The 23,008-nt window shown below is 60.9% G+C and carries 24 protein-coding genes and 2 pseudogenes; 2 read left to right on the forward strand and 24 right to left on the reverse strand.

Features of this window, described 5'->3' with window-relative positions; genetic code table 11:
* Both H8S45_RS16380 and H8S45_RS12375 read right to left on the reverse strand, forming a co-directional pair.
* Positions 1–95, reverse strand: a pseudogene (locus tag H8S45_RS16380) (electron transfer flavoprotein subunit beta); the annotation flags it as partial.
* A 21-nt stretch (positions 96–116) separates the two neighbouring features.
* A complete protein-coding gene (locus H8S45_RS12375; RefSeq protein WP_147574465.1) occupies positions 117–1,268 on the reverse strand; it encodes an acyl-CoA dehydrogenase in 1,152 nt (383 codons plus the stop codon).
* Positions 1,269–1,594: 326 nt separating this feature from the next.
* On the opposite strand from H8S45_RS12375, the gene asnB reads away from it, so the two are divergent.
* Positions 1,595–3,181, forward strand: a complete 1,587-nt coding sequence (gene asnB, locus H8S45_RS12380; protein ID WP_147574464.1) for an asparagine synthase (glutamine-hydrolyzing) — start codon at positions 1,595–1,597, stop codon at positions 3,179–3,181.
* Here the strand turns inward: asnB and pta are convergent.
* The 20 genes and pseudogenes from pta to eutS all read right to left on the reverse strand — a co-directional run bounded on the left by pta (position 3,095) and on the right by eutS (position 19,360).
* Positions 3,095–4,066 carry a phosphate acetyltransferase gene (pta, locus tag H8S45_RS12385; RefSeq protein ID WP_054327927.1) on the reverse strand — a complete coding sequence of 324 codons (972 nt, stop codon included), beginning with the start codon at positions 4,064–4,066 and terminating at the stop codon, positions 3,095–3,097. The genes asnB and pta overlap by 87 nt on opposite strands.
* Positions 4,067–4,081: 15 nt before the next feature.
* On the reverse strand, positions 4,082–4,534 hold the full coding sequence (locus tag H8S45_RS12390) for a cupin domain-containing protein (protein WP_054327928.1): 453 nt from the start codon (positions 4,532–4,534) through the stop codon (positions 4,082–4,084).
* Positions 4,535–4,561: 27 nt separating this feature from the next.
* Positions 4,562–5,113, reverse strand: coding sequence for a BMC domain-containing protein (locus H8S45_RS12395; RefSeq protein WP_054327929.1), 552 nt, complete (start codon positions 5,111–5,113; stop codon positions 4,562–4,564).
* 5 nt (positions 5,114–5,118) lie between these two features.
* Complete coding sequence (locus tag H8S45_RS12400; protein ID WP_054327930.1) at positions 5,119–6,468, reverse strand: 4Fe-4S dicluster domain-containing protein; 1,350 nt, start codon at positions 6,466–6,468, stop codon at positions 5,119–5,121.
* Positions 6,465–6,770 (reverse strand): EutN/CcmL family microcompartment protein, encoded by a 306-nt coding sequence (locus H8S45_RS12405; RefSeq protein WP_054327931.1) that lies wholly within the window; start codon positions 6,768–6,770, stop codon positions 6,465–6,467. Before H8S45_RS12405 ends, H8S45_RS12400 begins: the two co-directional genes overlap by 4 nt.
* A gap of 61 nt (positions 6,771–6,831) precedes the next feature.
* Positions 6,832–7,545, reverse strand: a complete 714-nt coding sequence (locus tag H8S45_RS12410; RefSeq protein WP_054327932.1) for a hypothetical protein — start codon at positions 7,543–7,545, stop codon at positions 6,832–6,834.
* Positions 7,546–7,566: 21 nt separating this feature from the next.
* Entirely contained in the window at positions 7,567–8,382 is an 816-nt protein-coding gene (gene eutJ, locus H8S45_RS12415; RefSeq protein WP_147574463.1) for an ethanolamine utilization protein EutJ, read from the reverse strand.
* A 27-nt stretch (positions 8,383–8,409) separates the two neighbouring features.
* A complete protein-coding gene (locus H8S45_RS12420) occupies positions 8,410–9,198 on the reverse strand; it encodes an ATP-binding protein (RefSeq protein ID WP_242977853.1) in 789 nt (262 codons plus the stop codon).
* A 39-nt stretch (positions 9,199–9,237) separates the two neighbouring features.
* A complete protein-coding gene (locus H8S45_RS12425) occupies positions 9,238–9,522 on the reverse strand; it encodes a BMC domain-containing protein (protein ID WP_054327934.1) in 285 nt (94 codons plus the stop codon).
* A 34-nt stretch (positions 9,523–9,556) separates the two neighbouring features.
* On the reverse strand, positions 9,557–9,847 hold the full coding sequence (locus H8S45_RS12430) for a BMC domain-containing protein (protein WP_054327935.1): 291 nt from the start codon (positions 9,845–9,847) through the stop codon (positions 9,557–9,559).
* Positions 9,848–9,890: 43 nt separating this feature from the next.
* Positions 9,891–11,375 (reverse strand): acetaldehyde dehydrogenase (acetylating), encoded by a 1,485-nt coding sequence (locus H8S45_RS12435; RefSeq protein WP_082397306.1) that lies wholly within the window; start codon positions 11,373–11,375, stop codon positions 9,891–9,893.
* 278 nt (positions 11,376–11,653) lie between these two features.
* A pseudogene (locus tag H8S45_RS16900) lies at positions 11,654–11,896 on the reverse strand (BMC domain-containing protein); the annotation flags it as partial.
* A 46-nt stretch (positions 11,897–11,942) separates the two neighbouring features.
* Positions 11,943–12,614, reverse strand: a complete 672-nt coding sequence (gene eutL, locus H8S45_RS12445; RefSeq protein WP_054327937.1) for an ethanolamine utilization microcompartment protein EutL — start codon at positions 12,612–12,614, stop codon at positions 11,943–11,945.
* A 21-nt stretch (positions 12,615–12,635) separates the two neighbouring features.
* Positions 12,636–13,550 (reverse strand): ethanolamine ammonia-lyase subunit EutC, encoded by a 915-nt coding sequence (eutC, locus tag H8S45_RS12450; protein ID WP_082397308.1) that lies wholly within the window; start codon positions 13,548–13,550, stop codon positions 12,636–12,638.
* Between the two features lie 17 nt (positions 13,551–13,567).
* On the reverse strand, positions 13,568–14,938 hold the full coding sequence (locus H8S45_RS12455; RefSeq protein WP_186950140.1) for an ethanolamine ammonia-lyase subunit EutB: 1,371 nt from the start codon (positions 14,936–14,938) through the stop codon (positions 13,568–13,570).
* 23 nt (positions 14,939–14,961) lie between these two features.
* Positions 14,962–16,392 (reverse strand): ethanolamine ammonia-lyase reactivating factor EutA, encoded by a 1,431-nt coding sequence (gene eutA, locus H8S45_RS12460; RefSeq protein ID WP_147574462.1) that lies wholly within the window; start codon positions 16,390–16,392, stop codon positions 14,962–14,964.
* Positions 16,393–16,524: 132 nt separating this feature from the next.
* Positions 16,525–17,925, reverse strand: coding sequence for a sensor histidine kinase (locus H8S45_RS12465; RefSeq protein WP_243182460.1), 1,401 nt, complete (start codon positions 17,923–17,925; stop codon positions 16,525–16,527).
* A 2-nt stretch (positions 17,926–17,927) separates the two neighbouring features.
* Positions 17,928–18,509 (reverse strand): ANTAR domain-containing response regulator, encoded by a 582-nt coding sequence (locus H8S45_RS12470; protein ID WP_307718889.1) that lies wholly within the window; start codon positions 18,507–18,509, stop codon positions 17,928–17,930.
* Between the two features lie 27 nt (positions 18,510–18,536).
* Complete coding sequence (locus H8S45_RS12475) at positions 18,537–18,998, reverse strand: EutP/PduV family microcompartment system protein (RefSeq protein WP_147574461.1); 462 nt, start codon at positions 18,996–18,998, stop codon at positions 18,537–18,539.
* Between the two features lie 11 nt (positions 18,999–19,009).
* The gene (gene eutS / locus H8S45_RS12480) at positions 19,010–19,360 is read right to left on the reverse strand and encodes an ethanolamine utilization microcompartment protein EutS (protein ID WP_147574460.1); all 351 of its coding nucleotides are present in this window, start codon (positions 19,358–19,360) and stop codon (positions 19,010–19,012) included.
* A 466-nt stretch (positions 19,361–19,826) separates the two neighbouring features.
* Here eutS and H8S45_RS12485 point away from each other — a divergent pair, with 466 nt between their 5' ends.
* A complete protein-coding gene (locus H8S45_RS12485) occupies positions 19,827–21,044 on the forward strand; it encodes a sugar diacid recognition domain-containing protein (protein ID WP_147574459.1) in 1,218 nt (405 codons plus the stop codon).
* A gap of 99 nt (positions 21,045–21,143) precedes the next feature.
* Here the strand turns inward: H8S45_RS12485 and H8S45_RS12490 are convergent, their stop codons facing one another.
* Together H8S45_RS12490 and H8S45_RS12495 are read right to left on the reverse strand one after the other, a co-directional pair.
* Positions 21,144–22,448, reverse strand: a complete 1,305-nt coding sequence (locus H8S45_RS12490) for a TRAP transporter large permease (protein ID WP_054327945.1) — start codon at positions 22,446–22,448, stop codon at positions 21,144–21,146.
* On the reverse strand, positions 22,448–22,981 hold the full coding sequence (locus H8S45_RS12495; protein WP_242977969.1) for a TRAP transporter small permease: 534 nt from the start codon (positions 22,979–22,981) through the stop codon (positions 22,448–22,450). Before H8S45_RS12495 ends, H8S45_RS12490 begins: the two co-directional genes overlap by 1 nt.
* Between the last annotated feature and the right edge of the window lie 27 nt (positions 22,982–23,008).

A 23,008-nucleotide genomic window follows, 5' to 3' on the forward strand; every position in this document is an offset into this window, starting at 1 on the left:
GTTTCCATCGACGCTCGGTTCAGCGTCCCGTCCGGATTCACCGCTACCTTGCCGGAGGTATCCGGAACCTGCTTTACACATACGATTGCTTTCATAGTTCTGTTCTCCTCCTTTTCTTAGCGCAGTACCTGACCAGCGATGACCATTCTCTGAACCTGAGAAGTACCCTCGTAGATCTCGGTGATCTTGGCGTCGCGCATCATGCGCTCCATCGGGTACTCACGGATGTAGCCGTAACCGCCGTAAATCTGCACGCACTTGGTGGTAACGTCCATAGCGACCTCGGAAGCGTACAGCTTGGCCATAGCGGCTTCCTTGGTGAACGGCAGGCCAACATCGTGGTTGAACGCCGCGCGGCGGACGAGCAGGCGGGCAGCGTCGATCTGGGTGTACATGTCGGCTACCATCCACTGCAGGCCCTGGAACTTATCCAGCGTCTTGCCGAACTGTACGCGCTCTTTCATGTACTGGATCGCCTTGTCCAGCGCGCCCTGCGCGATGCCGAGCGCCTGAGAAGCGATACCGATACGGCCGCCGTCCAGCGTCATCATCGCGATCTTGAAGCCGCCGTTTTCCTTGCCCAGCAGACGGTCCGCCGGCAGGTGTACGTCTTCAAAGATCAGCTCTGCGGTCTGCGAGCCGCGAATGCCCATCTTGTGCTCGATCTTGCCGATCGAGAAGCCCGGGTCATCTTTATCTACGATAAAGGCGGAAATGCCCTTGTTGCCCTTTGCTTTGTCGGTCATGGCGAAAACGACATAAGTATCCGCGCGGCCGCCGCCGGTGATGAACACCTTGGTACCATTGAGGATGTAGGAACCGTCTTCCTGCTTCTCAGCGATGGTCTGCTGTGCTGCGGAATCGGTACCGGCATTAGGCTCGGTCAAACCGAACGCGCCAACCTTCGCGCCTTCCTTGGGCTCGATCAGCGGGCGGAGCCATTTCTCCTTCTGCTCCGGCGTGCCGAACGCGTAAATCGGCCAGGCGCCCAGCGTGCCGTGCGCAGAAATGATCGCGCCGGTCGTACCGCAGACGCGGCTGATCTCTTCGATCGCGATCGAATAGCAAACGTAGTTGCCGCCGGAACCGCCGACTTCCTTGGGGAACTGAATGCCCATCAGGCCGTACTTCATCAGCTTCTGGACAGTCTCTTCCGGATAGCGCTCCTGCTCGTCGATCTCCGCGGCGATCGGCTCAACTTCGTTAATCGCGAACTCGCGGCACATCTTCTGGAACAGTGCTTCTTCTTTTGTAAGCCTAAAATCCATGCCATATACCTCCCAAAAAAAATTCGCAGGTGAACAGAAAAACACAGCGCCGGACACCATAGGTATCAAGCGCCGCATCCACCGACACCCAACTTTGGAGCATGTCTACTTCTATTATACTGTTTGGCCGCAATATGTCAAGGATTTAACAGACTTTTGCCTGAGAATTTCGCCCCGCATTTTTGTGCAGATTGGATTTTTTACCCCTCGTTAATTTGCCGTTTCAGTCTCCGTTTTGTAATCATCTATCGTGCGTCTGGGCGCATATCCGGACGCATACCGGCATAAAAAGGATGGAAGACCAAAATTTTAAGGAGGAAAAGCCTATGTGTGGAATCGGAGGCTTTGTCGATTACGAACATGATACACGCGGCTATGGGCCGGTCGCGGAGCGCATGAAACGCACGCTCGCGCCGCGCGGGCCGGACGCGGAGGGGCAGTTCTGCGATCTGGACGCGATGCTCGTCCACCGCCGCCTGATCGTTATCGATCCGGACGGTGGCCAGCAGCCCATGACATCGTCCGACGGGAATACTGTCCTGATTTATAACGGAGAGTTATATAATACCGAGGATATCCGGCACGAGCTTATCCTGCGCGGCCATCGGTTTGCCGGGCATTCGGATACCGAGGTTGTGCTGCACGCCTTTCTGGAATGGGGTACGGATGCATTCCCGCGGCTCAACGGGATTTTTGCTTTCGCCATCTGGCAGAAAGCCGAGCGCCGCCTGACCCTTTGCCGCGACCGGCTGGGCGTCAAGCCCCTGTTTCTCGCGCATACGGGCGGCGGGCTGGTGTTCGGCTCGACCATCGGTACGGTGCTGTGCCATCCGGAGGTCGAACCTGTGATCGACGAGGACGGCCTGCGCTCCCTGCTGCTGCTCGGTCCGGCGCGGCCGCCCGCTTCCGGCGTGTTCCGGCAGATCGACTCCCTACTGCCCGGCCACTATGCCATCCTTACCCCCGAGCATTATACGGACGCCGCATACTGGAAGCTGGAGGCGCATGAGCATCCGGACGACTTGGAGGCCACAATCGAGCGCACGCGGGAGCTGATCTGCGACGCGGCGCAGCGCCAGCTCGTGTCCGACGTGCCGCTGGCCTGCTTCCTGTCCGGCGGGCTAGATTCCTCCATCCTGTCCATGCTGGCCGCCAGGGACTACGCCGCGCGCGGCGAAACCCTGCACACCTGGTCGGTCGATTACCGCGACAACGACAAGTATTTTACAAAAAGCAGCTTCCAACCAAACAGCGACAACGCGTATATTAAAATGATGGCGGATACGCTTCATACTGCGCACCATAACGTTGTCATTGAACCGGAGGCGCTGTGCGCCGCGCTTCTGCCCGCGACCGACGCCCGCGATCTGCCCGGCATGGCGGACGTGGATTCCTCGCTGCTGCTATTCTGTGCGGAGGTGAAAAAAGGCGGCACGACCGTATGCCTTTCCGGAGAGTGCGCCGACGAGCTGTTCGGCGGCTATCCCTGGTACCACCGCGAGGAGATCCTGTTCGAGGACACGTTCCCGTGGTCCCGATCGGTCGGGCTGCGGCTCGGCCTGCTCGCACCGGACGTGGTGCGGGACGGGTCGGCGTTCGTCCGCGAGCACTATCTTTCCACCTGCCGCCGCGCAGAAAAGCTGCCCTCGGACAGCAAAAAGGACGCGCGCATGCGCGAAATGTTCGTTCTCAATCTGGACTGGTTTATGGCGACCCTGCTGGAAGGCAGCGTTGCGGGAGGATACGGCCGGCGGTATCCGCGTTGCAGCCGCGCGAAAAGGAAAAGGGGGGCGTCCGCCCCTCTTTTTTGTATTCCCGTCAAGGCCTCACCGCAGTCCCGCCGTGATGATCGCCATATAATAGACTTCCTCCGCGTTGCAGCCGCGGGACAGGTCGTTGATCGGCGCGTTTAAGCCCAGCAGGATCGGCCCATAGGCCTCAAAGCCGCCCAGGCGCTGCGCGATCTTGTAGCCGATATTGCCGGCGTTGATATCCGGAAAGATAAAGGTGTTGGCATGTCCCGCCACCGGCAGGCCCTTGCACTTGGTCTGCGCGACCTCGGGCGATACCGCCGCATCAAACTGCAGCTCTCCCTCGATCATCAGGTCGGGACGCGCCTGCTTCGCCGTTTGGGCCGCGCGGCGCATCTTGTCTACATCCTCGCCTTTTCCCGACCCCTTGGTCGAATAGGACAGGAACGCCACCTGTGGGTCAATGCCGAACAGCTTCGCGCATTCGGCGGTTTCGACTGCGATCTCGGCCAGTTCATCCTCATCCGGCTTGATATTGATTGCACAGTCCCCCATCGCCAGCAGTTCCGCGCTGCTTCCGCTCCCGCGGGTCAGGATAAAGCACGAGCCGACGATCCGGTGTCCCGGCTTGGTACGGATCAGCTGCAGCGCCGGACGCACCGTATCCGCCGTGGAATAGGTCGCACCGCCGAGCAGGCAGTCTGCCACGCCGAGCTTTACCAGCATGGTGCCGAAATAATTTCCCTTTTGCAGCAGCCCGCGGCATTCCTCAGGCGACAGCTTGCCCTTCCGCAGCTCTACCATTTTATCCACCAGCTCGTCCATACGGCGGTAGTGCAGCGGATCGACGATGCGGATATCCGCAATGTCGAAGCCGCCTGCCCGCGCGGCCTGCCGCACCTCCTGTACGTCCCCGATCAGCAAGGGCTGCAGAATGTCCTCCCGCTTGAGGCGGGAGGCAGCCTCCAGGATACGCGGGTCCGCCCCCTCGGTGAACACCAGCGTGGTATAATTCTTTTTCAGTTTTTCGATCAGCTTAGTAAACATAACAGCGCCCCTGTCTCACCAATCCGCCGGAAATACTGTATAGGCAAATTTCGCATACTGCGGCGTTGTAAAGTGGATATGGCTACCGCGCGGGATATACAGCACATCCCCTGCGTCGCCGCCTACGGTGCGGCCGTCTATGCGGATCTCCAGCCGCCCCTCCAGTACAACGTCCCATTCGTCGTAAGTGAGCGTCCATTCAAAATCCGCGCCGTCGCGCAGCTCCATGATGCCGCAGCCGATGCGCGGCGCCTCCTCGAGCGTCGCCACGTCTTTCAGGCGCACGTCATCGCGCCCCTCAAACGGCTCAAGGCGCACGGTCGGCACGCGCACGCTGAGCACGCCGCTGGGATCTACCGTTTTCTCAAAGCCGCACCCGCCGCTTTCGCTCTGCGCCGGCTTTTGCCAGCTTGTCTCGGCCAGCACCTTTTCCACAAGGCTGCGAATCAGCTCCTCGTTTACTTTCATCGTCATCCTCCCCTTTCCGCTGCCAGGTCACATCAGAGCCTCAAACACCTTGGGCGATGGGCGCGGGATAATGCTTGTGCCGACCAGCAGCTCGGCCTGCTCCCTGGCGGCGGCCACTGCGGCGCGCACCGCGCCGACATCGCCGGTCAGCGTCACATAGCCCTTGCCGCCGATCGCATAGCCGATGCGCACCTCGATCAGCTGCACATCCGCCGCCTTGGCCGCGATATCCGCGCCAATGATGGCGGACGCTACCGAATAATACTCCAAAACGCCGACCGCGCCCGGCCTTTCAATCTGCGTGGTCATGCTGATGGCCTGAATCACATCCGCGTGGATGTTGGGGATGGTCAGCGTGTCCACCACGCACTCGCCGCCCCGCTTGATTCCCTCCGTCATGGAGGCTTTCACGTCCCCTGTTTCGCCCGCGATCAGGATCAGGTATTTGCCCGGACACACCGTGGAGGAGCGGAGCAGCTCCACGGTCGCCGCCTTTACCATATAGTCACAGGTTTCGATGCCCCGCGCAATGCTGTTCAGTTCCACCATGCCGATGGCCATCCTGCTGGAAATTCCCATAGTGCTCACTCCTTCCGTCCGCGGATGCGGGCGCCTCTTTCTGTAATTTCCGTCACCACGCCCGAAATACTGGCGTGAATCTGTGCGGACAGGCCTTCCGCCGCCTGCGCCAGCACTTCGCCCCGCTCGACTGTGTCGCCGGCCTGCTTGACCGGATGCGCCGGCTTGCCGATATGCTGGGAGAACGGCAGGAATACCTCATCCGGCGTAAGAGTCCGGCAGTCGTGCGCGTGCAGACCGTAATACGCCGACAGCCCCAGCCGGCTGACCAGGCGGTCGGTCGGCGTATGGCGCTGATCGACCTCGGCTCGCGCCTGCGGCGCGCTGTCCCGCGGCACCTGAAGTCCCTTTTCCCGCAGCCAGCGCTTGACGTATTGGTTGACCTTGCGCGGCGAAAGCTGCATCGGGCAGGCGAACATTTCGCATACGCCGCAGTCGCAGCAGTTGGCTGCCTCGCCGAAAATACGGACGTATGCCGCGTCGTCCGTTACCCCCTGCTCACGCCACAGGTTGCGCATAATCAGGTGCGGCCGAATGGCGTGGCCGATCAGGTATCGCGGACACAGGTCGGTACACATCCGGCACTGGATGCAGGCGCTGCGCGCCTGGTGACGGATTGTTTCCAGCGGCGTCGCGGCCCGCCGGAACAGATAGTGGTCACGCGGCAGCACAATGATGTTGCCCGTGGTCTTGGTTACGACCGCGCCGCGTATTTCGTCCGCGCCGGTCAACTGCCTGCCCATCATCGGCCCGCCGAGGATCAGCGCATAGTCCGCGAGCTGCGGCTCGGCCGCGCGCACGCAGTCGATGACCGGCGTCCCGATCGGTACATGCAGCATAACCGGCTCTTTCACCTCGCCCACGACCGACAGGTATTTATCCACCACCGGCCGTCCCTGCAGCGCGTCGTAAATATTGAGCATGGTGCCGACGTTGTCCACCACGCAGCCGACATCAAGCGGCAGGCCGCGCTCGGGGACCGAGCGTCCGGTCACCTGCTGCACCATGGTCTGTTCGTCGCCCGCCGGATAGAACGTACCCATCCGGAAGATCTCGACCGGCGCGGCCGTCGCGCGGATCGCCTCGGACAGCGCGCCGATCTCCTGTTCGTATTTGCCTTTCAGGGCGATGACCGCGCGGCCTGCGCCCAAATGCTCTTTGACCGCCAGCACCGCCTGGATGATCTGCGGCGCACAGGTGCGGCAAAGGTATTTATCCGTCTCGATCAGCGGCTCGCACTCGGCCGCGTTGACGATCAGGCACTCCGCCTTGGCGTCCAGCTTGACATGCGTCGGGAATCCGGCGCCGCCCGCGCCGACGATGCCGGCCGCCTTGATGGTTTCGGTCAGATTCATGGTTTCACCGCTTCCTTTTCCTCCAGAATACCGGGGTCGAACTCCTGATCGTCCACAATGCCGACCACGGTCGCGTCCACCGGCACCGACATATCGCCCGCCGCGCTGCGCGCCGAGCTTCCGCCGACGATGATGACCGTCTCCCCCATGCCCGCGCCGATCATATCGGCGGCCACGATGGGCGCGCGATCCGGCGAGCCGTCCAGGATGTTGACCGGCTGCACGATCAGCAGCTTATAGCCCGCCAGCCGTTCCTCCTTGCGGGTGGCCCAGATATTCCCGATCACTTTGGCAATTTTCATATGGTTCCCCTCCTGTCGGGCATACGTTGGCGCGCCGGCGGCTCAGCCCGCGCCACGGGTTTCAGTCCTGCCCCTTGATAATCGTGATGCCTCTGCCCGCCGCCAGGTCTTTGGCCAGCGCCGTGATGATACAGCCCGCGCCCACGCGGATGCAGGCAACGCCCTGCTTTTCCGCGTCGATCAGGTCGCGCTCGGTCAGCACCCGCTTGGCCAGCGTCTTTTCCTTTGCGTTGGACGCCTCCGCAGGCGGCACCTGTAATTTCGCCGCGGGCTGCTTTTCGGTCAGCAACTGCCCGACATCGGTCTGCGTGCAGAGAACCGCGCCGCTTGCCTGCAAAAAGTCCAGCTTTTGCTGCAGCATCTTATAGTACACCGCTGGTGCCGACTCCCGATACCGGTACAGCTCCACCCCCTCCGCGAGGATATAGACCTTTTTCCCCGCGAGGATGGCCTGCACCGCCAAACGGGTAAAGGCGCAGTCTCCCACGCCGGAAGCGATCCGGTCCAGCGCGCCGCAGCTCAGGTCGCCGAGCAGCACCGCATCGTAATCCGCCAGCTCCACGTCATACTCGCGCTGCAGGGCGCAGTCCACCCGCCATTTCCGGCGGACCGCCTCGCTCTCCAGCACGCTGTGACAGGCCGTGCCGTGCGCCTGTGTCAGGATCAGCAGGCCCTGCTTGCTCTCAGACGGGTCTGCCTGCTCCGCTCCCTCCAGCTCATGCAGTCTTGCCGTGACCCGCCGCACGATTTCCTCGACCAGCTCTGTTCGCTCCATGGCTCCCCTCCTTTCCGCTTATCACTTACAGTTCATGGCAATCCCTGCGGGCGTCACCAGAAACGGGTCGGCAGGCTTTACCGTCCGGATGCCCGTTTCCCGCGCAAAGACCTCTTCGATTCCGGTCAGGCAACAGGTGCCGCCGCACAGGTAGAGTGTTTCCGTTTCTGTTTTATCGACATAGCGTTTTACGATCGCCGCCATTTTTTCCACAACGGGTCTGACCACGGGAAAGATCTCCTTATGACGCGCGTAGTCCTGCTTGATGGACTCAGCCTCCGCGAAAGGGATATGATAGTTGCCCGCCAGCACCAGGGTCAGATGCGTGCCGCCGGTCGGCTCATCCTCGATGCGGACCACCTTTCCCTCCCGCAGGACGGCCAGGCCGGTCGTGCCGCCGCCGATATCCACCACCACGCCGTTGTCGATCTGGTAGACCGCGTTCGCAGCGGTCGGCTCATCCAGCACGGCGGTCACTTCAAACCCCGCGCCCTCGGCCACATACTGATGTGTCCGCGCGCTCGACTCCGTCCCCGCCGGCATGGCGATGGCGCACCGTTCCAGCTCCCTGCCAAGCCGCTGCTCCAGTCTGCGCTTCAGCTCGCACACGATCTGCAGCGCGCCGAGGTAATCGACCACCACGCCGTCCCGCAGCACCGAGGCCGCCTGCTTTTCGCACGCCACAGGATTATCCGCCCCGTCCAGCACGACCAGCACGATATAGGCCGTACCCAGGTCCAGCCCCACCTTCATTTCTCCGTCAGCCGGCGGAAAGGTGGTATGCTCCGACGCGCTCACGCGGGCCATATAGTCGTTAACGCGCTCCATATCCATCATTTGTTCCAGCGCTCCTTCCGTTTTCCGCTATGCCCCATATTGTCCGGCCAGATAACGGCACATCATAATGTGCAGCGCGCTGGACATACGGTTTAGTTCTTCGATCAGATCCTCTCTGGTGCATTTCGCGCCCTCGCGAAACGCCAGCGCCGCCGCGACCTCGGTCTCCCGCACCGCGGCGCGCAGGCTGTTGAGCAGGGCGAAATCGCGCCCCATGGTATACTCGGGCAGCGTCATCGCCTTGACGCCGAAAAAGCGCTGCGGGTCGTGCGACTGCTCCCGCAGGCCGGCGTGTGTCAGTCCGATCAGCGTTTCCATGGTGAACGGCTCATCGAGCACGTCGCAACGCATCACCTCGCGCAGCGCGTGCAGCAGGTCGTTCAGGTCCTCCAGCAGCTTTTCGCTGCCTCCGCGTCCGCTGATCTCGGTCTGCGCCAGCACGACAGACGCCTGCAGCGCGTCCAGCCTGCCCCGAAACAGGATGCGCGGATGGCTTTTCTGTACCAGCAGGTTGCCCGCGAGGTGCGTCATATGCTCGGGCTTTTCCGCGTAAAACGCGCCGGTCTCATAGTCAACGAACCTCGCCGCTGCCGTCGGCACAGCCGCGGGCGCCGCCAGCGCGTTTACCACCCCTGCCGAGCAGGGGCTGGCTTTCCCCTGCCGCTCCTCCGGCACAATCTTGATTTTGCGCGTCTGAAGATACTCGCGCGCTGCCGGCGTCAGCTTCTGTCCCCTGGGTACCACATAGCTCTCCGGCTCGATCGCGTGCAGCTCATGCCGCAGCGCTGTCTCCGTGATATATTTCAAACGCTTCACCTCCTCAAGGCGGATGGGCTTCTGCCGTACCGCCGCGCCTTATTTGTCCAGAGTCGGCAGGATGTACTCCACTTCCTCATGCGGCCGCGGGATCACATGTACCGAGATCAGATCGCCCACTCGCTCCGCTGCCGCCGCGCCCGCGTCGGTCGCAGCCTTGACCGCGCCCACATCCCCGCGCACCATCACGGTCACCAGGCCGCCGCCAACGTGTACCTTGCCGATCAGCGTTACGTTTGCCGCCTTTACCATTGCATCGGCCGCCTCCACGGATGCGACCAGTCCCTTTGTCTCGATCATGCCGAGTGCCTGCATATTTGCCATGTTACCTTACTCCTTTTCTGTCGTTTTCCGCTTTTTACTGCTTATCCAGCGAGGGCAGGATATACTCCACCTCTTCGTGCGGCCGCGGGATCACATGTACCGAGATCAGATCGCCCACTCGCTCCGCTGCCGCCGCGCCCGCGTCGGTCGCGGCCTTGACCGCGCCCACGTCCCCGCGCACCATCACGGTCACCAGGCCGCCGCCGACATGTACCTTGCCGATCAGCGTTACGTTTGCCGCCTTTACCATTGCGTCGGCCGCTTCCACGGATGCGACCAGTCCCTTTGTTTCGATCATGCCGAGTGCCTGTGTCGTCGTTGCCATAATCAATTCCTCCTAAGCTTTATTGAATGGTTGATGAACCTGTTTACGCCTTTTTCATCCGGCTGACGACCATGCGGACGATCGCCTCCAGATCGGTCTCACTGATCCCGCCGACCGTGCTCTGGCAGATGCCGTCGCTGCAGTCGGGCGCGCCCTGCCGGATATCGTCCAGCTCCCGAAGACCGTAGGCCACCTTGCGGGTATTGAGCAGCTGCATGGGGCCGACGTTTTCGCTCGTCGCCGAGCCGCCCACCGCGCCGCAGCCCAGCGTCAGCGCGGGCATGAGCGCCGTGGAGGCGCCGATACCGCCCAGCGCGGACGCGGTATTGACGATCACGCGGGAAACCGGCACGCGCTTTGCAAAATAATCGACCATCTGCTCGTCCTTGGTATGCATGGAGAACGTATGGCCCGCGCCCTCGTAGCGCAGGATCGTGCAAACCTTTTCACACACGTCCCGATAGTCCTTTCCGGTATAGAACGCAAGGATCGGCCCGAGCTTTTCATTGGAGTACGGATGGCCGCGGCCCACGCCGTCCTCACGGGCGACCAGCACGCGCGCCGACACCGGCACCCGATCCAGGCCGGCCAGCTTGGCAATGGTTTCCACGCTGCGGCCGACGATCTCCGGATTCATCGTGCCGTTGGCGCGGAGAATGAATTTGCCGAGCTTGGCGCGCTCCGCGTCGTCGAGGAAGTAGGCGCCCTGCTTTTCCATTTCGGCCTGCACCGCAGCCGCCATATCCTCGTCGCAGATAATGGACTGCTCGGAGGCGCAGATCGTACCCCAGTCAAAGGTCTTGGAATCCAGGATGCGCTTGACCGCGAGCGGCAGGTCGCAGGTCTTTTCCAGATAGGCCGGACCGTTGCCCGGCCCCACGCCGATCGCCGGCGTGCCGGAGGAATAGGCCGCGCGCACCATGGCCGAACCGCCGGTCGCCAAAATCAAAGCAACGTCGCGGTGGCGCATAAGGTTATCGGTGGCCTCCATGGTGGGAATCGTGATACAGGAGACCAGGTTCTCGTTCCCGCCCGCCTCGGAAATCGCCTGGCGGATGACCTTGACCGTCTCCATGATGCAGCGCAGTGCGGTCGGATGCGGGGAAAACACGATCGCGTTGCCCGCCTTGATCGCGATTTCGGACTTGTACAGCGCGGTGGACGTGGGATTGGTTGAGGGGATCAGACCCGCGATCACGCCCACCGGCACGGCGATGGTGCGCGTTTTATTGACCTCGTCGCGTTCAAGCTCGCCCACGGTTTTCATATCCTTGATGTATTCGTACACGCCGCGGCTGCCGAACACGTTTTTGATGACCTTGTCCTCGACCTTGCCGAAGCCGGTGTCCTCATTGGCCATTTCCGCCAGGCGCCGCGCGTTGCGCACGCCCGCGTCCGCAATGGCGCGGACAATGCGGTCCACCTGCTCCTGGGTCATGCCGGCCAGCTCCTGCTGGGCTTTTTTGGCCGCGCCGACCAGTTCACGGACCTCCTGCATGGACAGTAAATCCTTGTCATATAGCTGCATGATTCAACTCTCCTTTATCCGCGGATGCTTCCGCTTGAATTTCATTTGCCCTGATCGCGGAACGCCCGAATCGCCGCGATCAGCTGCTCCTTTTTGGCAAATCGGATATCGCGCCGCGTCATGCTGGTCAGCCCCAGCTCCCGCGCGGCGGTGCGCAGGCTGGCGACCGACATGCCCGCCAGCGTCTCGTCATCCGGCGCCCCTTCGCATACCCGTGTCGGGACGGGCTCCTGCACGCGCCGAGGCGAGGCGCGGACCGGCGCCGCGGGCGGCGGGGACAGGATCGTTTCCACTTCCTCATGCGGCCGCGGGATCACATGCACGGCGACCAGCTCCCCGACCCGCTCGGCCGCCGCCGCACCCGCATCCACCGCAGCCTTGACCGCGGCCACCTCGCCGCGCACCATGACCGTCACCAGACCGCCGCCGACATGCTCCTTGCAGGCCAGCGTGACCTCGGCGGCCTTTACCATTGCGTCAGCAGCCTCTACCGAAGCTACCAGGCCGCGCGTCTCGATCATTCCCAACGCTCTCACCGGCCGTCACCTCCGTTGCGCGCCGCGCCGTTCACAGGCTGTCCCCCGCAATGCATTCGGTGGGATGCTCCGCCACAAACTCGACCGCGTCGGCAAATGCTTCGCACGCTGCCTTGCAGGCGGCCTGGCTGCCTGTCAGCAGGCCGCCGCCGAAGTTCGTCTCGCTCGGCGGAGCGTACAGCACGCACATGTGTACGTCAGCCGCTTTGAGCGCGGCGTCCAGACCGTACACCGCCTCCAACGGCGGCGCGATCAGGTACGCCAGTGCCTCGCCCTCCGCAATGCCCGCGCCCTCGGACAAATACGAACCGGTGCGCGAAATACAATGCGCATAGTAGACGATATCGCCCTCGTCGTTTGCGGAAACAAAATGGCATACGTTCTCAATCATATCAACACAGGCGTCCAGACCGGCCTTGGCCTCCGCCGGATTGGGCGCGGCCAGGATGCCGATAATCTCGCCTGCCAGGCGCGTGCTCGCGTGGTCCGCGCCCGCATAGCAGCTTTTGGCGTATACCACGCGGCAGACCGCTTTTTTGGTCGCTTCATCCAGCGCGGTATAGGTCACGTCGTCGTTGTCCGCCGTGATCAGCGCGAGCGACCGCTCCTCCGGCCGCAGCGACAACTGTTCGGCGAGGTCGGGCGCAACGTTTGGGATCAGCTTTGTCGCCAGCACCCTCGCCTGAATGGGATCTCTTTTCATAGGTAAGCTCCTCCCTGCCTGTTACAGCTTCAAATCCGTACCGCTGGCCTTTTTCTCCAGCATCAGCTTGATAATATCGGCAATGTGCGCGCCTGCCTCGGCAGGGTTGGTGCCGCTTCTGTGGATATTGGAAAGTACGGTGCGCCGCGCCTCCGGCATGCCCACCGTCGCCCGATAGGCAATATAGGCGGACATGGATTCCGCGGTGATCAGGCCGGGCCGCTCGCCGATCAGCACGCAGGTGACCTCGGCGCCGAGCAATTCGGACACCTCATCCATCACGCCGACACGGCCGTATCGCACGAAAAACGGCGTACCCACGTCTATTTTATAGTTCTGCAGGCCTTGCAGCAGCGCGGGCAGCAGATCCGGAATATTGGCCGACACCGCCGCGGAGGAAAGCCCGTCGGAAACATATATCTGAACCGTGGGATGGGCCCTGCACCGCTCGCGGATGGTATCCGCTGCCGCCTTGCTGAGCCTGCGCCCCAGGTCGGGCCTCGTCAAATAGGTATCCTTGCTGTCGCACTGGCTCTGCACAAGGAACAATCCCTGCGAGGCAATAAACGCCTCGTCCACATCGCTAAAAACCGCGTCCTGCGCCGCTGAATGCGCCGCGCGGAATTCCAACTGCGGCAGCGTTTTATAGCGCGCGCCCGCTTTGCCGATGCCGAGACGGCAGGGCGCGTTCCGCTTGAGGTCCGCATACGCCTCGCCATGCTCCGGCTGTTCTACCAGATACTGCTCCCTTATGTCGATCTCCGTGATGTCGGGCAGGCAGCCCGCCTCCCCCGCCGTCTCCGGCATCCGGATATCGGGAGCCGCCGGCTCTGTCCGGGCGGCGGGCGTCGGAGCCGGCTTTTCCGGCGGCCGTTCGTCCTGCGCAAGCTCCGCGACCACCTGCTCGATGATGCGTGTCAATGTAGCTTCGTCCAACACTCTCACTTCCTCTCCTACTTCGCCAAAAAGACCGAGGCGTCGCCCGCCTTGGGCGTCAACTTTCCGTTCTCCGAAAAGCCCATTTTTTCCAGCCAGCGGTCAAATTCCGGAATGGGCCGCAGGCCGAAGACCTCGCGCAGCGCGGGGATCTCATGATAGCCCGTACACTGGTACATCAGCATGCAGTCGTCGCCCTCCGGAATAGACATCAGGTAAGTACAGCCGGCGGCCACCAGCAGCGTGGCCAGGTTCTCGATATCGTTCTGGTCGGTCTTCATGTGGTTGGTGTAGCAGGCGTCGCAGCCCATGGGTACGCCGGTCAGCTTGCCCATGAAGTGATCCTCCAGCCCCGCGCGCGTGACCTGCCTGGCATCATACAGGTATTCCGGCCCGATAAAGCCGACCACCGTATTGACCAGGAACGGCTGGTACCGCCTGGCAAAGCCGTAGCAGCGCGCCTCCATCGTCACCTGATCCCAGCCGTTGTGCGCCTCGGAGGATAGTTCCGAGCCCTGTCCGGTTTCGAAATACATAACGTTGGGGCCGGTGCAGGTGCCGCGGCTGAGCATGGTCGCGCGCCCCTCCTCCAGCATTGCCGCAGTCAGGCCGAACGCCTCGTTCCCCTTCTGGCTGCCCGCGATCGACTGGAACATCAGATCGAGCGGCGCGCCCAGTTTATCTGCCGCGGCGACCTGGGTGGTAACATGCGCCAGCACACAGATCTGCGTCGGTATCTCCCATTTATTCTTGAACTCGTCGAACATCTTGAGGATGCGGGCGACCGATTCCACCGAATCGTCCACCGGATTCAGCCCCAGCACCGCATCGCCGCAGCCGTAAGAGAAGCCCTCCATCGCGGAGGCCAGGATGCCTTTTGGGTCGTCGGTCGTATGGTTGGGCTGCAGGCGGGAGGAAAACGTCCCCGGCAGGCCGATCGTAGTGTTGCAATGCGCGGTCACTTGGATCTTTTTGGCCGCGTAAATCAGGTCCAGATTGCTCATCAGCTTGCATACGCCCGCGACGATCTCGGACGTGATGCCGCGCGACGCGCGGCGGACCATTTCGCTTGTGGTATTGCCGTCGAGCAGCCACTCGCGGAACTCCGCGACCGTCATATTCCGGAACTCGCGGAAAATTGTTTCGTTCACATCGTCCTGTATGATGCGGGTGACCTCGTCCTCCTCATAGGGGACGGCCGGCGCGTTGCGCAGATCGTTCAGCGTCAGGTTTGCCAGGACTACCTTGGCCGCCACCCGTTCCTCGGCCGTCTCGGCCGCGATGCCGGCCAGCCTGTCGCCCGATTTTTCCTCGTTGGCCCTGGCCATCACCTCGCAGATGCTCTTGAATTCATAGACATGCCCGAACAGCTTTGTTTTCAGGATCACATCGTTTCACCTCTCCCTGCTTGTTATGAATTGAAGATCAGCGTCTTGACCACGACAGGCACCACATGCCCGTCCGCGACCGGCGCGCCGATATCCACATAATCGCCGTCCTGCGTCCGTATCCCGTCGATGCAGATGACGTCCTTGCGGAAGTCCAGCCGCACGTTGAGCGCATTTCCCAACACCTTGCCAATATCGGCCTCCACCACCAGGATCAGCGGGTACCCGCCCGCGATGCTCTCCGCCGCCCCGTCCGTTACCGCTGCGGCCAGCTTTTGGATGGCGGCGAAGCTGGTATAGGACCTACCGCTGAACGCGATCGCGACCTGTTCGATCCGTCCCTCCGGCTGGTACATCGGCATTTGACGCCGGATGGCGTCGCGCAGCGTTTCCGGCGCGGCCTCGTCCTCCTCGGATACACGGAGCACAGGTACATTTTTGACCGGCAGGCGTCCCCGCGCATAATGGATGGTGCTGCCGCTGACCTCGGTCGTATGCGTCCCCGCGCCGACCACGGTGGCGCGGATGGTTTCCGCCGGCCGGAACAGCCGCAGCCCGCCGAGATCCGCGTTTCCCCGAATCGCCTGTCCGAGCAGCACGCCCACATCGCCGTACCGGAACACATCCCCCTCCGGCGGCGTATAAATGCAGTCCGCCACGCCGCCCGAGTAGGTGACCGCCCGCGCACGCGCTGCTTCGGGCAGCGGCTTCCCGCCGTTAGTATACAGTCCGGCGTGCTGCCCATCCGGCGGCCGGCGGGACAACGCCTGCGCGAGCTGGTCGGCCATCAGGCCGCATACCCGCCGCAGCATCTCCACATCTGCCGCATCTCCAGCCCGCAGCGCGATGCCGTGCGCACGGGCCAGCGCCTCAATCTTATGATAGACATAGGCGATCCGGCCATGCTCCACGCGGATCAGCCGCCCGCCGATATCCAGACAACAGACGCCGGCCAGCTTCCCTTTATCGAATACCGCAATGTTGGTCGTTCCGCCGCCGACATCCAGGTTGGCCACAGCCGTGCGCGCCTCCTCAGAAAGCCGGTCGGCGCCCGCTCCCCGCGCGGACAGCACGGATTCCAGATCCGGTCCGGCCGTGGCGACCACAAAATCGCCCGCAAGGCTTGCCAGCGCCTCCAGAACCTCGTTCGCGTTCTGCTTGCGCGCCGTCTCGCCGGTAATGATGACCGCGCCGGTCCTGACATCAGCCGGACGGATACCCGCTGCGGCGTATTCCTTCCGCACGATTTCCTTGACCGCCTCCGCGTCGATCTCCGTCCCCGACCGCAGCGGCGTAAAGTATATCCCGCTGCGGTGGACGACCTCTTTTTTCACGATCTGGATGCGCGGCGCGGTATAACTGCTCGCCCGGTTCTCGATCGTCAATCTGCTAAATATCAGTTGTGTGGTGGATGTCCCGATATCCACGCCCACGCTGCATATCTCCTCGTGCATGGCGCGCCTCCGATCTTGCAAAATATACTTTCATCAAAAAAGTCCGGATACACAGACTGATAGCCTGTATATCCGGACTGCGCCGCCCGTTTGCTTCGCCGCGGCATTCCATCATGCCGCAGCCTTATTCTTTTACTGGTTTCTGAAATCAAACATCACATGCGTGCCACCACTGCCCGATTCGGTCTTCAGGCTGCCGTGCAACCGATCCTCCACCATTGTACGCACGATGGAAAGGCCCAGGCTGTCCGGCCGGACAGCCACCGTATCATAGCCGCACCCGTCGTCAATGACCTCAATGCAGGAATACAGCTCCCCGCGGCTCACAACGATCCGGATGCCGCCCTGCTCTCGCCCCCGAAAGGCATATTGCAGGGAATTCTGAAGCAGCTCATTGATTACCAGCGCGGCCGATGTGGCAGTATCGGAATTGACCGGAAAGTCATCCCCTTCCTGCCGGATCTGCACATGGAAATCCGGCCGGCTGAACGCGCGGATGATATTGTTCCGGATATTGCGGATGACCTCCCCGATCATCACCTCGTCCACACCGGACCGCGAGAGCAGCTCATGCGTGGTAGCGATTGAGAGGATGCGGTTCATACTCTCCTCCAGCACGTCCTGCAGCGCCGCGTCATCCAGCCGCCGCATCTGCAGCCGCAGCAGGCTTGCCACGGTCTGCAGGCTGTTTTTCACCCGATGGTGCATCTCCTTGACCACCGCCGACTTCAGCACAAGCTGCTTCTCCTGTTCGCGCTTCCACGTCAGATCCTGCACGATCACGGCAAACGCCATATCCTCCCGCGCCAGCCGGATCTGCTTGACCAGCAGGCTGTGGCGACCCAACGTAACCTCCGCCGCCGCGTAACCAGCCTGCTCGCCCTCCTCCCGTACCTCGGCCAGCCGCACGTTTTCATACCGCTGCCCCATGGGGTCGTCGAGATATCCCAGCGTCTGATAAAGGCTGCGCGCCAGGCTGTTGCAGAACGCCACCCGCCCCGTCCGGTCGACGATCAGCAGGGCCTCGTCGATACACTCGGTCAGCCAATCGTTTCCCGCCATATGCGCGAGCGCGTTGGCGATCTTTGCAGGGTCACGGTCGGAAAAATGCAGCCGGCCACTTGCCTGCCGCCGTTCGTCCATCCGCTGTTCCCGCACCAGCGCGCCGATCACCTTGCCTGCGCTGTTTTTGATCGGTTCGACCGACTGGACCGTGCGCCGGTTTTCCTGGGTCAGCGCTTTCATCTGCTTGGTTCCCACGCCCAGGCGGAGCGTCCGCGCCACGGCCGGCTCATTCTCCCTGCGCGCCAGCAGCCCCACCACGCTTTTCCGGTAGGAGGACGGCGCGCCGTCCGGCTTTGCCTCCGCCACAACGATGGCGTCGCCGTCCCGACAGGGGCAGTCCACAAAAATGTCCGCCTCCTCCCAACTGGCCAAAGCCCTCAGAACGGTGCTCATTCCCTGTATCACGGCAATATCCGCCGGCGCCAGGCTGGTATATTTCCGGCAGAGTGCCTCGATCGTATCCATCATACTCAGCGTCCCCCGCTTCTCATCAGGATGATCTCCGCGACCCGCCGCATGGACAGCTTTTTGCTCTGGCTCAGCTTGCGTATGTAATCATATGCACTCTGTTCGGTCATTCCCTCCTGCGACATCAACAGGCCCTTTGCCTTTTCGATCACGGTACGGCTTTCCAGCCGGTCAGTAACCTGCCGGATGTCCTTTTTGAGCTGGCGCATCTCCTTGCTGCGCGCCACGGACAGCTCTATGCTTGGCACCAGCGAGCTTTCGCCCAGCGGCTTGACCAGATATCCCGCCACGCCCTGATCCCGCGCGGTTTTGACAAATTCCCATTCGCTGTACGCGGTGAGCATGATAATCGTTTCCGCGATATCCTCTTCGTAAATGATCCTGGCGGCCGAAAGGCCGTCCAGCAGCGGCATCTTCACGTCCAGCAGCACGAGGTCGGGCTGTGTCTGCCGGCACATCTCGATCGCGTCGAAACCGTCCGCCGCCTCGCCAACCACCTGGTAACCCTGCGCCGACAGCAGCTCCTTTAAATCCATGCGGGTGATCGGCTCGTCGTCCGCAATCACCACTCTGATTCGGCTCATATCCATTCTCCTTACCCTCAGGCGGCATCACTCCTCCGCCTGTTCATAGCCCAGATAGGCCATCAGTGCGTCCACCCCTTCGCCGGTGACGCTGCTGGTGACGAACACCGTTTTGGCGCCCGCCATATGCAGGTATTTTTTTGCCTTTTCTATCTGCTCCTGCGCAGCGATATCGCTTTTTGTCACTACGCCCAGTACCGGCTTGGCAAACTGGCTGTTATAGGAGGGCGGGAACATGGTACCCTCCTCTGTGGCGGACTGCACGAATACCACATAGTCCGCTTCCACCGAGGTGACCATCAGCGCCCCCCGAAAGCTGCGCCGCTCCAGGTATTCGCCGGGCGTATCGATCATCGTCTGGTTGATAACCTGCACGGTCTGTGTTTTGTGATACGCCAGATCGCGTCGGCTGATACGCTGGCACAGCGTTGTCTTGCCCGCCGTGGATCGCCCGACCAGCATGATCCGCTTCTTTTCCCTGTTTTCCATGTCCAATTCCCCTATGTCCTGGTCATCGGCGCCGGGCTGAAGCCCATCATGTCGCACAGCACCTGCATCACACCGGCAAGCGCTTCCTCCACCGCCGCCACCTCGCCGGTGATGACCAGCGAGCCGTTGAAACGGTCCACAAAGCCGATCTCGACCGAGGCCGCCTTGGCCGCCACGTCCGCGCCGATCATCGCGGCCTCGCTCGGCGTGATGGTCATAATGCCGATCGCCCCGTGCGCGTCGATCAGTCCCAGCTTGGCGTAAAGCGTATCCTCGGGACTGGCGATCACATGGCACAGGGTGACCTGCTTTCCTGGCACAAACTCCTGGATAATCCTTTTTTTCTCATCCAGCTCGATCAACTCCGCCGCCCCCTTTTCTAAAAATAAAAGCCCCCAAAGGACCCCGCCTGTCGGCCGGATTCTCGGGAGCTACGTCGCTCTTTTATTGGAAAATCGCTTTTTGCATTGGACACTAACGGCGCGTCCTCTGCCTGAAATAAACAAAACAGCTAATTTCAGCTTATTGCTTTATGGTTAGTTTAGCAGTATTTTGGCTGTCTGTCAATGACTTTTCCGGCGTATATAGCTCCTGAATTTAAGCGCGCGCCCCTGCCGGCCCGCCGGCCTGCGGGCGCCTGTCGCAAGGAGGGATTTCCCATTTCTTTCAATATATTTCCACATCCCAATTTCTTCCTATTTGGTATGTTTGACCATTACAGGAAGACCGTGCTATAATGTAAAAAACACGTTAAAAATATCGTGCGGTTTTCGCACTGCGAAAGCGAAACGACCCACCGCCCGCATCCAAAAAGAAAGGGAGATTTTTGTGTCTAACTCGGATCTACTGGACAAAAAGCTATGCGAAAAATTGGCGCAGTCGGCAAGTCTGACCATTGGACACGACGTGCTTATTACCGACTCCTTTGGCTATGTCGTCGCCTCCAACGATCCCGACCGCGTCGACTCGCTGCACGAGGCTTCGCTTGAAGTCATCCAGAGTGCGCGCAAAATCTACCATGACGCCGCAGCAGCCCGTAAATTCGCCGGCACCAAGCCCGGCATCACCATCCCCATCATCATCGATTCCATCGTCATCGGCACGATCGGCATTACCGGCGCCCCGCACGAGATTTCGCAATATGCCCTGCTGATCCAGCAGCTTGCGCAGATATTTCTCGATTTTGAAAAGCGCCAGCGCTCCACGACCCGCACCGATTACCGGAAGAAAAACCTCCTGCGCGAAATCATTACATATGATTCCCGCTCACACGATGAAGCCGCCATCTGCGAAAGCGCTTACGAATTCGGCATTGACCTGAACGCGGCGCGCATCGCCGTCAAACTGGAGGAAATCGAAGGCCGGCACGACGACGCTTCCGAGGAAACGCGCGTGCATCAGGCGAAAATCATGGAATGCCTGCTGCGCCATTTCGATCATCCGCAGGATTTTGTCTGCCCGCAGAACAATACCGGCTATGTCGTGTTTGCCTTTGGGCTGCGCAGCATCCAGCCGCAGCAATACCTGGAAATGCTGCAGCAAAAGTGCCTTTGCGTGAACAGCGAGTGCCTGACCGTCGGCATCCGCCTCCGCATCGGCATCGGCTTCTTCTCCCACTCGGTCGAGACGCTGCGCCAGTCCTATGAGAATGCCTGCTTCGCCTTAAAAAGCATCCATGCCGGCATACGGAACAGCACCTGCCTCTATATCGGCGATGTGGTTCTGGAGAAAATCGCTGCCAGCCTGCCGGACGGCATCTGTAGCGAGATCTCCGCGCAGATGTTCGGGCGGGTCATGCAGGCGAAAAACCGCAAGGAGGTCCTGTTAACGATTGAACACTGGTTCCAGCAGCGCTTTAACTTTGTGCAGACCGCGCAGGCGCTGCATATCCACAAAAGCACCCTGGTTTACCGCTTCCGCCGCATCCGCGAAACCTGCGGGCTGGATATGTACGATCTGGACAAGGTGCTTGCCATCTATCTTCTGGATATCCGGCACAAGTTGTGCGGCCAGTCCGACTCCCGCACCAGTTCCATCGTCATGTGAAAGAATTTCGATACGCTTTTTGCCGGAAGGGGCCGCGCTGTCAGGTTACAGCGCGGCCCCTTTCAGCGAAGAAACAGATAATCCTTTTCTATCGGCGGGTCAAACCGAACCCATAATCAAGCGCGGTAGCCAGAGCGAAAGCTCCGGTATGTAGGTGGTGAGGATCAGCGTAGGCACATAGCAGAAGGCGATGATCGTCAGCATCGGCTTCATCATGCTCTTGGTGTCCACCTTGCAGATACGCCCGCCCAGGTAGAGGAACGGCGCGGTCGGCGGGGTTACGTTGCCCATGCCGAGGTTTACGCCCAGAATAGCCGCCATTTGATAGGGGTTCACGCCAAGCTCCATGCCAATCGGCAACAGGATCGGCGCCACCAGCAGGGTGCCGCTGACGTCATCCATCAGCATGCCGATGATGACCATAAAAATGTTAATCATCAGCAGAACCAAGTACTTGTTGTTGCCGGTCACGGTGAGCAGTGCGTCCAGAATCATGGATGGAACGTTGTTCATGACCAGAATGCGGCTGACGACCATGATGGTGCCCAGCATAACCATGATAACGCCGGTGGTGACCGCGGATTCCTTGAAGGTGCGGCCCAGTTCCCTCATCTTGGTCCCTCGGTAAATCAGAATGCTGACAGGGATCGAGTAAACGATCGCCACGCCGGCCGCCTCAGACGGGGTCATAAAGCCACCGTAGATGCCGCCCAGCACGATGATCGGCATAAACAGCGCCGGAATGGCGTGTACGGTGGAGCGGTAGGTATTGGACATCCAATCTTTCCGCGACATCTTTTCCGTGACCATGACATCCGGATACTTTTTACACATGACAATGCCGCAGATACCGATAAGTATCGTCAGGATAATGCCTGGGATGACCGTTGCCATAAAGCAGGTCAAAACCGAGAGGTTGCCCGACCATGCAAACAGTATCTGAATCGAGCTTGGCGGGATAAGCATGCCGATCGGCGCGGCGCAGGCCAGGACGGCCGCCGCAACCCCCATCGGATAGTTGCGCTCGCGCATTTTCGGCGCCATGATCGAGCCGATGCAGGACAGAGTCGCCGCGCCGCTGCCGCAGATCGCGCCGAATACCGCGCAGGCTACCGAAGACACCGCGCACAGCGCGCCCTTGACACGACCGGTAAAGGCCTCTACAAAATTGACCAGCGCGCTGCCGACGCCGCCCTTTTCCATAATCGCACCCAGAATGATAAACAGCGGGATCGCGATCAGCACCGAGCTGTTCATCTTACTGTAAACTGTGGTGAACACGAAGGAGGCGTCGAAGCCGAGCGTCAGCACGAGCCAGATCGTCGCCGCACCGAACGAATACACGACCGGTACGCCCACGACAATACAGACCAGCAGGATTGCAAATGCAACACCCAATTCCATTACTCGCTTCCCCCTTCCTCCGCAGGCTCTTTCGCCTTGCCGAAATCCTTATCCAGTAACACACGGAAGAAGTTAAACACCGTGTACAGTTCCATCAGCAGAAAGCCGACCAGCAGCGGCATCTGCGAAAGGGACATGGGGATTTTCAGGCCGGTCGTCACGGCATTGAACCTGAGGTTGAACGCCATATACTCAAAGCCCCAAATGCAGAACACCAAAATCACCACAAAGCTGACCGCCTGGATGACCAGTTCCACAATCTTCTTGGAGCGCGGCGACTTGAACACCGACGACAGCATATCGCCCTTGATATGCGAGCCTTCGTAGCTTCCGTAGATGCCGCCAAACCAATAAAGCCACATTGCCACAACGCACAGGACCTCTTCCTGTCCGAAAAAGTTCATCTGCAGGATATACCGCATCACCACGCCGACAAACACAATGCCGGCCGCCAGGATGCTGGTGATAATCATTACGGCAGATTCCACTTTCAGCAACGCGCGGAATATGATATTATTTTGGATTTTATCCATGATCGCCACTGCACGATTCCTCCTTCC

Origin of the sequence: Agathobaculum faecis (assembly GCF_014287995.1) — a bacterium.
Classification (GTDB): Bacteria; Bacillota; Clostridia; order Oscillospirales; family Butyricicoccaceae; genus Agathobaculum; species Agathobaculum ammoniilyticum.